Annotated in this window: 13 protein-coding genes, 1 tRNA gene and 1 pseudogene; 5 read left to right on the top strand and 10 right to left on the bottom strand. The window is 56.2% G+C overall.

Annotation, left to right across the window (positions count from 1 at the left end; translation table 11 throughout):
* Nucleotides 1–76: 76 nt before the first annotated feature.
* A complete protein-coding gene (locus tag BPSY_RS07350; RefSeq protein WP_160247985.1) occupies nucleotides 77–526 on the bottom strand; it encodes a GNAT family N-acetyltransferase in 450 nt (149 codons plus the stop codon).
* A gap of 167 nt (nucleotides 527–693) precedes the next feature.
* Between BPSY_RS07350 and BPSY_RS07345 the strand changes: the two genes are divergently transcribed.
* The gene (locus BPSY_RS07345) at nucleotides 694–1173 is read left to right on the top strand and encodes a hypothetical protein (protein WP_033497543.1); all 480 of its coding nucleotides are present in this window, start codon (nucleotides 694–696) and stop codon (nucleotides 1171–1173) included.
* A 628-nt stretch (nucleotides 1174–1801) separates the two neighbouring features.
* Entirely contained in the window at nucleotides 1802–2116 is a 315-nt protein-coding gene (locus tag BPSY_RS07335) for a hypothetical protein (RefSeq protein WP_033497539.1), read from the top strand.
* Nucleotides 2117–2348: 232 nt separating this feature from the next.
* Here BPSY_RS07335 and BPSY_RS07330 read toward each other — a convergent pair whose 3' ends face one another.
* Nucleotides 2349–2699, bottom strand: coding sequence for a hypothetical protein (locus tag BPSY_RS07330; protein ID WP_033497537.1), 351 nt, complete (start codon nucleotides 2697–2699; stop codon nucleotides 2349–2351).
* A 941-nt stretch (nucleotides 2700–3640) separates the two neighbouring features.
* On the opposite strand from BPSY_RS07330, the gene BPSY_RS07325 reads away from it, so the two are divergent.
* Genes BPSY_RS07325 through BPSY_RS07315 form a run of 3 tightly spaced genes read left to right on the top strand, consistent with a single transcriptional unit; the run spans nucleotide 3641 to nucleotide 6619 of the window.
* The gene (locus BPSY_RS07325; protein ID WP_033497535.1) at nucleotides 3641–4609 is read left to right on the top strand and encodes an ABC-three component system protein; all 969 of its coding nucleotides are present in this window, start codon (nucleotides 3641–3643) and stop codon (nucleotides 4607–4609) included.
* Complete coding sequence (locus BPSY_RS12115) at nucleotides 4587–4823, top strand: ABC-three component system middle component 8 (protein ID WP_033497533.1); 237 nt, start codon at nucleotides 4587–4589, stop codon at nucleotides 4821–4823. The genes BPSY_RS07325 and BPSY_RS12115 overlap by 23 nt, the downstream gene beginning before the upstream one ends.
* Nucleotides 4820–6619, top strand: a complete 1800-nt coding sequence (locus BPSY_RS07315) for a DUF2326 domain-containing protein (RefSeq protein ID WP_033497531.1) — start codon at nucleotides 4820–4822, stop codon at nucleotides 6617–6619. The genes BPSY_RS12115 and BPSY_RS07315 overlap by 4 nt, the downstream gene beginning before the upstream one ends.
* Before the next feature lie 37 nt (nucleotides 6620–6656).
* Here BPSY_RS07315 and BPSY_RS11845 read toward each other — a convergent pair whose 3' ends face one another.
* The 8 genes and pseudogenes from BPSY_RS11845 to BPSY_RS07285 form a co-directional block, all read right to left on the bottom strand.
* Nucleotides 6657–7661, bottom strand: a complete 1005-nt coding sequence (locus BPSY_RS11845; RefSeq protein ID WP_202961803.1) for a C-terminal helicase domain-containing protein — start codon at nucleotides 7659–7661, stop codon at nucleotides 6657–6659.
* A gap of 319 nt (nucleotides 7662–7980) precedes the next feature.
* On the bottom strand, nucleotides 7981–8463 hold the full coding sequence (locus BPSY_RS12110) for an AAA family ATPase (protein ID WP_415926604.1): 483 nt from the start codon (nucleotides 8461–8463) through the stop codon (nucleotides 7981–7983).
* A 5-nt stretch (nucleotides 8464–8468) separates the two neighbouring features.
* Nucleotides 8469–8777, bottom strand: coding sequence for an AAA family ATPase (locus tag BPSY_RS12145; protein ID WP_476559200.1), 309 nt, complete (start codon nucleotides 8775–8777; stop codon nucleotides 8469–8471).
* 382 nt (nucleotides 8778–9159) lie between these two features.
* A pseudogene (locus tag BPSY_RS12140) lies at nucleotides 9160–9708 on the bottom strand (relaxase domain-containing protein); the annotation flags it as partial.
* Nucleotides 9709–10116: 408 nt separating this feature from the next.
* Complete coding sequence (locus BPSY_RS07305) at nucleotides 10117–11010, bottom strand: hypothetical protein (protein WP_033497529.1); 894 nt, start codon at nucleotides 11008–11010, stop codon at nucleotides 10117–10119.
* 587 nt (nucleotides 11011–11597) lie between these two features.
* The gene (locus tag BPSY_RS07295; RefSeq protein ID WP_033497525.1) at nucleotides 11598–12056 is read right to left on the bottom strand and encodes an N-terminal phage integrase SAM-like domain-containing protein; all 459 of its coding nucleotides are present in this window, start codon (nucleotides 12054–12056) and stop codon (nucleotides 11598–11600) included.
* A 158-nt stretch (nucleotides 12057–12214) separates the two neighbouring features.
* A tRNA-Ala gene (locus BPSY_RS07290) sits at nucleotides 12215–12287 on the bottom strand.
* A gap of 135 nt (nucleotides 12288–12422) precedes the next feature.
* A complete protein-coding gene (locus BPSY_RS07285; RefSeq protein WP_033497523.1) occupies nucleotides 12423–13568 on the bottom strand; it encodes a hypothetical protein in 1146 nt (381 codons plus the stop codon).
* Nucleotides 13569–13618 lie beyond the last annotated feature (50 nt).

Raw genomic sequence — 13618 nt, 5'->3', positions numbered from 1 at the left:
CGGTTCATTCTGCCAGACCTCGCACGCAGACGTGACGGGTTGGGAACCCTCCTCAACGGCAGCGCGGCATGGGATCTCAGACACCTTCGGTGATCATGTGGCGGAAGTGGTGCGAGCTGATCGAGTACCCGTTCGCAAAGTAGAAACGGTGAGCCTCCGACCGCTGCACCCCGGAATCAAGGTCAATCGCCCTCGCGCCCAGGCTTGAGGCGATACGGGCCATCTCATCCAACATCGCATGCCCATATCCCTGACCGCGGTGTGAGCCGTCGACAACAAGGTCGTCGACGTAGAGCACCAGGCCCAGATGCGTATTGGCCAGAAGACGCCATCCAACCACGGACACGCAGGCATCGTCGATGAATGCTCCGGTGAAACGAGGGGGCTGACCTACCGACGACGTGAGCACCGATTCGAGTCCTTCACGATTCAAACCTTCCCGCAGCTGGGCAAGCACAGGCAGCATCGCCGACCAGTGCGAGTCAGCGGCATCAGTAACCTCAACAAAACGCAGTTCCTCAGCCATCACATTTCCCATTTCCATAGTTGGATTCCCACGAGTGACGGCATCATCATCCACCGCGCACATGACAAGCCCGGGCACAGTGACAGGTGCCGTGACACGCGCCGGGATGGTAGTACCGCCCACTCCCCTGCAGCAACCACACACGCTACGCAGAAAGCCCAGCGAGTATGAAAAACGACCACCCTTTGCAGGATGGTCGTTTGGTTTCTGTGGAGGTACGTCAACCTTTCTCCGAACTTACCCCCACGATGACGCGAGCCATCGAGATGCAGGAGGAAATCCGGAGACGAAGGCGAGTGCGGTCTGCGCAAAAGCAGCCGACGCACATCCACCAAGTCAAACGGATCACCGAGGCCGACCTAATTGAAACTGAGAAACGATACCGCGCCGGGGCAACCTTACGGACGCTCGCCTCCGACCTTGGCATCAGCCGAGAAAGACTCTCACGGCTCCTTCGCGAACGCGGAGTCCAATTCAGGTTCAACTCCCCCACCGACGGCGACATCGCCGAAATGATCAGAAACTACCAAGCAGGCGAGTCGTTAGAACGAGTCGGTGAACGACTCGGCTTCGATGCGCATACAGTGCGCAAGCACTTGCCTGACGGAGGGTTCAAGACCCGCGATAGTCATGGGCAAGAACGCTGATCTGGACGATTCTTCCACACAGACGGCCGATGCATCCTGACATGCATGATCAGCCCTTAGCCCAGGGTAGAAGAATGCTGCATATGGACATCGGTGAGAGCATTGGGGCTACCGGAAGCGCGGTGTCGACCCGATGGTGGAGGTCGAGGTTCTCAAGATTGGAACACGGAAGCCGCTTCGCACGCTGGTTGGGTTCGTTGCGGAGAAGTTCGAAGGCAGGCAGGAGCGGATTACATCTTCCCGCCTCAAGGTGTTGTGGGCTGACGCTGCGGAGTTCGAAGCGCGCGAGGCTCGTTGGGAGCACGTCGACACTCATCCCGGACTGAACGACGAACCAGAGGAATACGCGATCGATGAGGTCTTCCGCGTGCTTCTTGACGAACGATTGGCTGAGGCCGTCTATCGGCGAAGTGGCGCGACCTTGATCAAGAATGCACGTGCGCGTGGACTTGCTTGCCTACCTCGAGATCGACGATACCCAATCACGCAAGGCACTGGAGTCGCTTGAAGATGACGGCTCATGGATCGTTCCCGGGGCTACGACTGAGCTAATCGTCCGCAGAGCATGCGAGCTCCACACTGAAGAGACGCTGCGTGAGGTAAAGAAAGAAGAAGCCAAAAAGTCGAGATGGAAGCGGCTCACGGCCGCTGGTTAGGAAGCCGATTCCCTGAAGGCAGCTTCTTCATTGATCCTGAAGAAGTGGCATCAAGTGACGCAGAATCGCCATATGGTCGTCGGTGTCGCAATCTGATACAGCAGTGGTGCTGTGCAGATGCAGTTGCCCATCAGGACGAGCTCAAGGCGCTGCGCCGGGAGGTGATGTACTTGGACAAACTCGTGACGGATGCGATTTGCGCTTTGCGCGCGGCAAAACTCAGGGCACAAGCTGACGACATCCAACTCAAGTTCGGCGTTCCGATCGATGAGGCACGCGGATCATGATGGTAACCACATCGGCGACTCTGGCGGATGTCGGATCGTCCAGTGATGCGGCAATAAGCATCCAAATCGCTCGCGCAAGGTCGTCAGGGACACTCAGCACGAGCGCAGTCGTATCTTCGAGTAGGTCAAGTTGGTCCGCGCGTCTGGTAATCCACTGCGCCCACGAGAGCACAGATTCCCGATGATCATCGTCGAGGCCCTCGCCGCGCCGATGGACGGCTCGGCCGTAAGCTCAAAGTTCTTCCGCGTTTACGCCAGTTCTCAGGCTGTTTTCGCGCACGCTCTGCATTGCGCTTGAGTAGATAGGCTTCTCGGCCCTTGGAATAGCTTCCTTCCATTCCTGGATCTGCTGCGCGTGGTATGCGGTCAGTTTCTCTCGTTTGTCCTGGGCGGCTTGGTTCTTCTCCTCGACTGTGGTGAAGAACTCGGGAAGCTTCGCGATGAGGGGCCGTCGCCTGCTGTCAGCCCATGAGCGCGAGCCGTAGCCGGGATCCAGTTCCAACTTGAGGTGGCCGGACCAGACTTCCATACGGGTCGCGCTCACCCGCTGCCACTCGTATTTACGGGGCAGCGACGTCTTCATCCGTGTAGACGTCCTGCTTCACGCGCTCCTTGCTGAGCACACACCTGTAGGAGTCTTCGCCGACCGTAATGAGGAAACTCGGATTCCCCTCCACCGTCAGTGCTCATCCGCGCCGCTCACGCTCCTCACCGGTCCCCTGAACAAAGACCAGCGCGCACGGACGCGTCTCATCATCGACAGAGAAGGGAGGAGTCTTTAGCGAGGGCTCGAACTTCAGTCCGACCGTCAGCCTCTCCAGGCGTGAGGATCTACGACTCAGGCTCTGACGGCGCCTCGGCCTCGATGAGTTCATCGTCATTGAACCGTGCTTGGTTCCACTGACCCTCAGCCGCTGCCGTGGATACAGAGCAGCTGAGAAACGAACCTGCTTACTGGACCGCGTTGACATAATGGCTTCTCTTCCCCGCGCCTGGCATCTCCAAACCGAGGGCCTCTCCCGCAACCTCAAGACGTTCGAGCAATTCATTAATAGGACTAGGTTTTGACCACACGTCAGAAGACAGATCCGTGGCCCCCGCAGGCTCTGGTTCCTCATCAGACGGCAGGTACACGCCGCGCCCTACGCAGTAGCGCCCGTTGTCGGTCAGGCCCGCGCGCTACGACCGGCCGTGTCCATGCACCGACACAAGCCCTCGTCTTTCAAACACACGAGTGTCACCCGGTGGTCAAACCCGTCCTCGTAGAAGCCCTTGCGACGCCCCTGTCCAACCCACCTCAACACCTCCAGCTATTTCGCGTTCAGAAGCACTTTGCTCACCACGACGACTGCCATCTACATACACACGGACTTAAGCACGTCACTAGAGATTCTGGTTGCTTGCGCCCTGAAGATCGAGCAGCAATTCATCCCCGCTCCAATGGTTCCAATCGCTGCTGAAAAGGCGCTCAACTCCACGACACGTCGCGAACAAGACGGTCCCAGAGACTTGGTATCATGAACTGTGGGTTATCCGTATGAAGATCTTGCAGAGACGCAGTTCGAAGCACTTGTGGTCCAGGCAGCCAAGCTGCTGCTTGGCAAAGGTGTTCAGGGCTTTGCTCTAGGTGTTGATGGTGGCAGAGACGCACGTTTTGAAGGCATCGCGGACGGATTCCCTAGCTATGCGCGACCCTGGACTGGGATTTCAATTATCCAGGCGAAACACACCATGTCGTATGGTTACTTTAACGACCCAGATTTCGGCGGAGATGCACAGACTTCTGTAGTCTCGATAGAAGTCAAGCGGGCTCGAAAACTTCGTCTGGCAGGGAAGCTCGATAACTATCTTCTCTATTCAAACCGTTACCTAACCGCAAACGCTAACGAGAAGCTGATCGGAACAATATCGACAAGCATAGGAGTACCCGAAGAATGCGTTCGACTATGCGGGATAGAGGCGCTTGATGAAGCATTTCGGCTAGAGCCCCGACTTGCCGATTTAGCAGGAATAAATCCACTGGACGGGCCACTGATTGTTTCAAGCAGAGAACTGGCAGAAGTGGTGGAAGCCATATCAATTAGTCTAAATGAAAAGCTTCCTTCAATTCAGACACACCCCGTAAATCGAACTTCTCTAAATGAAAAGAACGATCTCAATTCGATGTCCCAAGAAACCTCTGATCGTCTGATGAAGAACTACAGTCACTTGCTTCGACAGATTAAAGAGTTCTTAGCCGATCCAGGAAATTCAAAATATCGCGACATGTACGATTCCTGCGCTGAAGACTTTGATTTGAAGATAGTGGCATACAAAGAGGAACGTCACAGCTTCGATAAGGTATTTTCTCAGATCGTAGAGCTTCTCACGAAGCGCGACAGCCTACTTGGTCGAAATAGACGCCTTACCCGTGCAATTGTGTTTTACATGTACTGGAACTGCGATATTGGCGAAACGGAGGAAAAGTCTGATGTTATTCCCGTCGAAGCATGACAATCCCGACCAAACAATCATCGCCGTCGCAACTACAATGATCAAGTATTTGTCTCGCTATAAAGTCGTCGAATATTCAGCATTACTCGGCTACTGCAAAAGCAAAACCGACAAAATTGAATACTTATTCTCGCCGGCAATAGATCTCCTATACATTCTCGGACTCGTTAGATACTTACCAAAATCCGATTGCTTCGAGTGGGCCAAATCATGAAACTCACCCGCTTATATTCAAATCAGGCCGAGCTTTTCCTTCCTGTGCAATTCAACGAACAGCTATCGGTTGTTCTCGCAGAGATTCGCCGCACAGAAAACAAGGGAAAGACCATACATAATATCGGCAAAAGCACCATTGCTAGACTTGTCGACTTCTGCCTGCTCAAAGGGAAGAGTCAAAAGTTCTTCCTTTTCAAACATAGCGACCTATTCAGTGAATTCACATTCTTTCTTGAATTGAACCTGGAAGACGGCAGGTATCTAACCATTGCACGCTCAGTCGAAGCAACGAAGCCTATCTCCATCCTTGTTACAGATTACGATGTCCCCGACGCTAAGGACGTCAACACAAGCGAATGGTCTCATATCGGCCTAGGTATGGCTCCAGCCAAACGTCTACTTGACGGACTCTTCGATTTCTCATCCATATCCCCATATGACTATCGCGACATACTCGGATATGTCCTCAGAGAGCAAGACGATTACGGAGAGGTGTTTCACCTTGGAAAGTTTAAGGGACCACATCGCGAGTGGAAACCATTTTTGGCGAAGCTCCTCGGACTAGACGACTCGCTCACAATTAGCCTCTATGAGGAAACGGACAAAGAAGCCAAAGTCGACGCGTCTATATCTATCTATCAGTTAGAGAGCGGACTCACCGATAAGACGGACACAGCCAAGATCGAAGGAATAATTGGTATTCGAAAACGTGAGTTGGAGGAAATTCAGTCAACTCTAGATAGTCTAGACTTCACACGTGCAGATTCCGAAGCTAGCCAAGAGCTTGTGGAGCACGTCGAAGAACAGATTTCGATCAAGAACGAGGAAAGCTACAGGCTTTCCCAGCTCGCCGCACGACTAGATGACTCATTACGTGAAGAGTCAATACTGTTTAGTCCTAAACAAGCAAAGAAATTGTTTGCCGAGGCTGGAATCGCATTTGACGGCCAAATTAAGCATGATTTTGAGCAGCTTATCCAATTCAACAGGGCAATTTCTCAAGAACGACGAGAATACCTCTTGAAAGAGAAGTCTGATACTGCGGCCAGACTCAGCGAATTAGGTCCCGAACTTGCCGATCTTCAACTACAACGTGCTGACTTGTTGAGCTTTCTCGGAAACTCAGCGACGATGGAAAAGTTTAAAGATATTTCGAACCAAGTGGTCGAACTTCGGGCAGGCATTTCTTCCTTGGAACGTCAGAGGGACGCACTCAACGAGGTTGTCCGACTCCGACAAGAGAAACGGCAGATTCAAGAACGCGAGAGCCAATTACAGACTGCGATAGAACAGGACGTCCGCCGGTGCGCTGAAGACCCAAGTAGTAGATACTCAGAAATTCAGAGGTATTTCGATAAAATCATCTACGATGTGCTCGACGAGCACGCCCTACTCTCCGTGGATCCGTCTCCTACGGGCGCCCTAGAGTTTTCTGCCGAAATTGTGAGTCCTGCTGGATCTACGACAAGCGCTAGCAGAGGGTTCACCTTCAAAAAATTACTTTGCATTGCTTTTGATCTAGCCGTTCTTCGTTCTTACAGATTCGACAAATTCCCTCGATTCTCATATCATGATGGTGTTTTTGAAAGCCTGGAGCCTAGAGCAAAGAGACGACTCATTTCGGTATTTCGTGAGTATGCTGAGCTCGGGCTTCAGCCGATAATTACGACGCTAGATTCTGATCTTCCCGATCCGGTAGATTCAAGCGATGAGGCAATATCAAGCAGTGAAATAGTTCGCAGGCTTCATGATGATGGCAAAGAGGGCCGCCTCTTTAGAATTGACTCGTTCTGATCATTTTCTGTGGACTCCCACCTAACGATTCATCACGCTACATTGTTCGATCATTAACAGCTTGCTTGCAAATTCGATTGTTTATGCCTAGATCCATCAGACTGTCGTAAGCAGTTTTAACCACCTCGACGCGTGCACGATCAATTTTCTGAGTCGCTGATTCTGGCGTCGTGCCGAGAGCCGCATCTACGGTAACCTGGTAGCGGTCTCGATAAGCGGCGATCACTCGCGCCCGTTGTCTCCATGCCGCAGCGGATCGTACGCCTTCCGGTATAGGGCCGAGTGTCTTCACCCAGTGTGCGTCGTCGTCTATTGCGGTGTCGAGGACATCGTCGGCGCGGGCTTCGATCAGATCCCGCCGTTCATGGAGCGCATCTCGCATGTCCTGGCTCATGGGACCAGCTGCTTCGGGGATGAGCCCGACGATCAGCTTCGGTGGTCTACGTGTCCGTCCAGAACCAGCAGGTCGTGCAGTAGCTCGCGCGAGTCGGTGGTGAAGGACGGAGGCGATGTCCTGCGCATCGCCCAAGCCTCGCGATCGAACCAATTTCGGTAATAGAGAATCGACGTCATGGTTGTTGGCCTCGGCTCGACGCAGCTCCACAGTCAATGCACCGAACGCGTCGGAGACAATCACATCTTCAGCTTGGCCCTCGGTGAGCCCGGAATGCCGAACGAGACTCGCCCAGCGGTCGTGTTGGGCGGCGGCCGCGATCGTTTCGTACTCGGCCGCGAGCTGTGCGATCGATCCCCACCGGTCCTGCTCGGCCACGATGGTCTCGTGTGCCGAGAGCTCCGCGCCCACATGCTGAAGGACCCCGTAGAGCACGGACCGTGCAGTAGCGTCCGGATTGTCTCCGGGGTTCGGGTTGCGATGATCGTCCGGCTGGTCGAGAACCACGTAAGCCCGGTTGGCGTTGCGTCCTCGGGTCATGGAGACGTAGAAGTTCTCCCGCGTCGTCGCAGGCTCCACGAGAACATGCACGGTATCGACCGTCACGCCCTGAGCCCGATGCGCGGTCACCGCGTAGCCGAGATCCACATGCTCTCCCACATACCAGGCAGGCAGAACGATCGAACCGCCAAACCTAGGCCCAGGCGGTCGGACGGTGATCGACCCGTCGTCACGGACCTGAGTGATCGTCCAGGTCTGTCCACTCTCCACCCAGTCGCTCCGGCTTAGCAGGCGCCGATCGTAACGCCGCGTGATGACAGTGTCCCCCACCCCAGCCCGGCTCCCATCGTTCAATTCGACTTCATGACTCGGACACAGAGTCCCATCAAGAATCAAGTCAGCCCGAGCGCGAGCGTTCAGCGTGGTGACGCTGTTTCGGGTCTCGGCAATCAGCACCGACACAGAATCAGACTGGCGATCGGCTCGCCACCCCTCCTACGCCGCGTCTGCCATTGCCTCCGCCCCACCACCATGAATGCGATGGTGGTTGAGATACGTGTCGATCACATCGGAGTGGCCATGGCGCAGCGCTAAGAACGCGGTCTTCTCCCACTCGTGGTGAAGCGGTGAACATCCACCAGTTCGGGGGCGCCGTCGGCGCGGCCTTGGATGAGGAGGCTGAAAGCTCCCCCCGGCGTCGACGGACTGAAACTGGCCGCAATCCCCCTACCAACAAGACCTTTGCGGTCGCATTCTCAGCCAGCCCGGTGATCCGGTCCAACGACAAAATGCCCGCCAGAGACGCCTCATCGACGATGACGGGCTGGCCCGCATGGAAGGTGGCGCCGATAGTTTCGTGGGCCCGCCACCACTTCGCCGTATTCTCCGTCGAGATCCCCAAGTCATCGGCGATGACTTGAGCGGCAACAGCAGACGGCGCCCACCCCACACCGATCACTCACCTTGTTCGGCTTCCCAAGCTCGACGCAACGCACTTATCGCCGTGGTTTTCCCTGCACCAGTCGGCCCCACCAAAACATCCCACCCGTCCGGACACGGCGATGCGGGTGAGGGCTTCCGCTTGGTCCTCACAGAACATCCGACCCCCGCCGTCCGGCATGCTGTTGACCGCCTCGACCGTACCCACTGGCACCGTGGGATCGGCGAGGTCGCGGGATCGGGTGAGGAGCCGGTCCTCGGCCTGGAGGAGTTGGTGGCTGGAGAACACGGTTGAGTGCTTGGGGCGGAACACGCTCGACTCATCACCACGACGGAACACCACCGGGAAAGATACCAGCTCCGGCGGAGTCAAACGCAGCGAGCGCTGTTCGGCAGCGTCGGCGACCAATCCGACGATGGCCTCTCTGTCTTCGATTGTGACGAATCGCCAGCCCATAGTCTGCCGAGTATCCTCAGCCGCCAGGTTCCACCGCCGCCACGTCGACAGCTTCTCCCCCACAGCCACCATCACCGACTCCCCGACCTCACCGATCACGTCCAGCGGGATGTCGTCAGCTTGCAGAAGCATCGGGGTCGGGTTGTCGGTGACGCTCATCGCCCACGCCGTCGGATCGCTCCCCGAGGACGCCGCTTGCTCGGCTCCGCCATTCCGTGGTGAGGTCTGCCAGGAAGTGGACTTCCTTGTCGGGCGCGTGCTCAGAGTGGCTTTGGCACGCAGCTTCATGATCGTCACCGGAGAAAGCCACCTCCCATGCACCGCGACACATTCCTCAATCAGACGGTCGGTCTCGGCGTCGATGTGGTGGGCGCGGGTAAAGAACTCATCAACCAGCGTCTCCGGGACATCGGGGATCGCCCAAGCGGGATTCCGATACCGGCCCCGGTCCCGGGCATCCCAGGAGACGCCGAACATGCGGGTCATGTGATTGACGAACAGCGCCTCATGCAAACTCCGACAAAGCCACCACCGCAACAGACAACGGCCTGTCACCCAGGGGCCGCCATTCCCGTCCAGAGTAGTTTTCGCTTTGTTGGAAATCACCACGTGCATGCGCAAGTGAGGGTCACCCGCCCTCGAATCGAAATGATCGAACGCGGTGGCGATCATCCCAGTGACGTCGACCTGCGCAACGGCCCCGTCGCCCGCGGCTGCACCCGTACGAGCGGCTGCAGCATCGCGTTCTATGAATGCAACCACCTCTGTAACCGCCGCATGATGCGCCTCCCCGATCAACGCCTGCGTCCAGCGTCAGCCACAGCCCAGAGCACGGAAGCAGACTTCCGGGATTGAGAATATGAAGTCAAAACCCGCCACCGCAAGCCCCGCCAAGAGCGATGGTCCCTAAGCCTATCCAACGGCCGAGTGGAGTTCCCGCTTTCGCGTAAGACCGGGTCAACGACGCCGATAACGACCTGTCCCCGTCGCTCGCAGCCACGGTACACAGCAAATACCTGTAACCGTCCTCAGCTGACATCACCCGCATCGACATTGCCACCGGACAACATATTCCACGAAGCACAGCCATGCATTCGTGTGCGAGCGCCGAGCAACTGCCTCTCTTACTCCCAGCCAGTAAGGCCAATCCGGCACGAGCGCCACTGCATGGAGCCATCCTATCGGAGATAATCGCTCAGTTAAGATTTAGGAAGGATTGTCGTTGTGACCTTGTTCGGGATCATCCACGCTCCGCGAGAAGTGGTACGACCAAGGAGCACCTTCCGGCACATTCGCACTTGGTTCGAGCATCGACACAAGATCTTTGACGGATTCAATCCAAGGCGGCAAATCACGCTGTGCAGGAGAACCCCCGATCTTGACTTGCATGGAGTCATGGACACTTTCGACATATATGACCATTGCGGTATACCCCGCAACAATCTGATTCTTGGTCGGAACGACGAGCTGACCAACGTCAGCGGGATGGCCTTTCCATTCCTGAAGGAACTTCGCATCAGCAATGCCTGCACGATGCGCATAGAGATTTCTCAACGTCTTGATCCGGAAAAGAGTCGTGCGAACGGCTGAATCAACCTGAGGCGAAACCCCCAACGGCTTGAGCATCGATTCGAATTGTCCGATGCCCTTTCGAAGCGATGCCGCATCTGATCGCTGAAGCTGGACCAAGAGCCACTGCCACCGGTCTTCGTCGTCCAGTCTTAGATAATCCCCGATCTTCACCCGTGCACTTGCCAGAGCTTGCCCCAAACTATGCCGGTCCATGCACTGAAGCCAAAGCAGGCATAGGTCATTGATGCAGGCCTCAAGCGCTCCCCAGAGGCCTATAAGTGCATTCGCAAATAATAGCGGAAACTCGTTGTCGATCTCACGCTGGAGACTCTCTGACATATACCCGACAGAAGTCTCTTCAAACCGTTCGTTAGGATTAACCGGCGATGAACGCATAACCGAAGCAACGTGCAGGCTGAAGTACGCGGATTCTGGGATCACCTTGAGCATGGTTCGCGTGGATGTGACATAGAGAAGGAAATCTCGCACAGGGAGTGCAGCAGCCAGTTCTTCTTGGACGCTCGTCATAGATAGTACCCTCTTACTTTCCTCGCACCATCGCCCTCGAGCTGCAAGAGGCGTGGGACTGTCTTAAAAAAAGAATATAGCTGGTTTCGATTAACGATCTGGTTTATTGACAGGAAAGAGGAATTGATTATGCCGATTGAGACAATGGCCGTCATAGCATAAACAATACTGTGAAAAGGAACACTCCGCTGAGATAAAAACAGCCGTCGGGCTGGTGCGCTTGACCAGATGACAGGTATTGGCGTTGATCGGTCCGTGACGTCTACTCAAATAATTAATCAAGATTGTGTTGAAACGAGCTGAACGAGGAAATGAATAAACATCTTACTTAGGCAGCAGAAACACGAGGTATAAATAGTTTATCGAACGCGTGAAACGGTATCACGGACAAAATCGTCATCTCCGGTGCAGTTGACCGCAGTGAATCACGGTAGGCGCGAGCAGAATGACTCGTTCGATCCTGTGATTGTCAGAAAACATTAGCGTATTTTGAACGGATGCGGACTTGGTGGTGTTCTCCCCAGATGTCAAAGGACTGGACACCGAGGAAAGCAACATCGCCTTGAGCGCCTTGAACGAGTTCGTCTTCATCGTTTCCTGTTCGGCGGGCAGGGCGCCAGCCAGCGGTCTATGCGGGCCTGGGTGATGTCGATGAGCCGCGTGCCGCCGAAGAAGGGGATGATGTGGTTCTCGATGTCCTTGCGCAGATGGTAGCGGGTGCCGGCCTTGAGCGGCCGTCCCTTGTAGGTCCGTTCGGCGAGCCAGTCCTCGTAATACTCCCCCAGCGTGATGCGGGAGGTGACGTCCCTCTGGACCGCGGCCACGGGAGGTTCCCATACCCCGGCCTCGATGAGTTTGCGTTCGCGGTTGAGCCAGGCTATCGCGCCGTCGGCGTCGTCGGGTGGGAAGCTCCTGCTCTGGCGTGCGGAGATGCCCGGATGGTCGTGCCATGCGTAATCCGGGGTGTTGAAGCTGGCGACTATGCGCGTGGGGGTCTGCTTGTTCGGCTTGTAGACCAGGCTGCCGAACGCTCGTGTGCGTCCCATGATGTGCCAATCTGTCCTATTAGTTGTCCTATTAGATGTCCCATTAAAGGGGTGGAAAACATCAAAAACAGATTTTACACATACTGTCAAATTACCGCCTGAAGCCCGCTGCCATATGAAAACGACCACCCTTTGCAGGATGGTCGTTGTGATTTCTGTGGAGCTAAGGGGATTCGAACCCCTGACCCTCTCCATGCCATGGAGATGCGCTACCAGCTGCGCCATAGCCCCGTGCTCAACAAGCCTTAGACAGGTTACACCGAGGGGCAATCCCCCGCAAGTCGGTGTGTTGTTTGCATGCCGTCAGCGGCGGCACACCATTTCGTCCTGCCGATGCCCCGGCATTCGCAGCCTTGCCCGGCACGCTCACTCAGCGGCGACATTGCTGCCGTCACTGGGTGTGGATGAGCTTTTGGAGCTCGCCTCCGAGTTGCTGCTGGAGCTGGTGCTTGAACTTGATGGAGATGTGGTGGTGGGCGATTGCGTCGGTGTTGCCGTCGATGTGGATGGCGAGGCGGTCGGATCCGAACTGCTGGAAGAACTGCTGGATGAGCTACTCGGCGTTGATGTCGAGGTCGATGTCGAAGTCGAGGAGGAGCTGGGATTCTGTGTTGAAGTGCCGTTGCCCTGGTCCTGATCGTCTTCGTTGCCCGAGCCGCTGCCGGAGGAGGTCGATTCGTCGCTTGGTGTGGTCTGCACCGTGCTCGTGCTTTCGCTCGGCCTGAGCACCTTGTCGGTTCCCTGCCCACCGGTCAGCGCATAGATGATGCCTGCGGTGATTCCCACCGTGATGAGGGCGCTGACGATCGACACGATGATGACGTTGCGGCTGACCTTGCGGCGCTGCGGTTTCGCATGCTGACCGACCTTGGGATGGACGGCGTTGCCGCTGCCGACCACGCGCGGAGAGGTCGGCTGAGTACCCTTGGCCGCACCCTTGCCGGAAGGTGTTGCAGCCAGGGGCTGTCCGCCGTTCCCTTGGGTGAGGATCGAGGTCGAATCGGTGCTCGCATCCTTGGTGACCGCGGGATCCATCACCGAGGTGACATCCTTCGGCTTCTGGGATGAGGATAGCCCGTTGACGAGCTCGGTCTGCACACCGGTCTCTATGGTGCTCGCATCGGGCTTCGCGGCGCTTCCGGCCTTATCCCCCGCGATGGCCGCGGCATCGGCCTCGGCGGCGTTGATGGCGCCCGCCAAGCCGACGATGGTGCGTGTCTCCTGATCGTCGGCGGCAGTACCATTCCCGTCAGAGCCGCCAGCGGCACCGGATCCGTCAGCCCCGTCCGAGCCGTCATCCGAGCTGCCTACTGTGTCATGGAGCTTCTTGCTCGACTCATCCAGCACATTCTGATACAACTGCGATGCGAATGCCGAAACGATGGAACCTACGGCAACACCGATGACCGAGCCCGCGATGCCGATTCGCGAGGAGAGCAGAAAGGCGGTGACTGCCGCCAAGGCGCCCGCCAGTATCTGCACCCATGAAATATCGTGGAAAAAACGCTTCAATCTGTACCCCTTACCGCTGCGCTCTGCTTCGTAGTATGGCAAGCCAACAT

The organism is Bifidobacterium psychraerophilum (assembly GCF_000741705.1).
In the GTDB taxonomy this organism is placed as follows: Bacteria; Actinomycetota; Actinomycetes; order Actinomycetales; family Bifidobacteriaceae; genus Bombiscardovia; species Bombiscardovia psychraerophila.
This window is presented reverse-complemented; position numbering and strand designations above follow the sequence as displayed.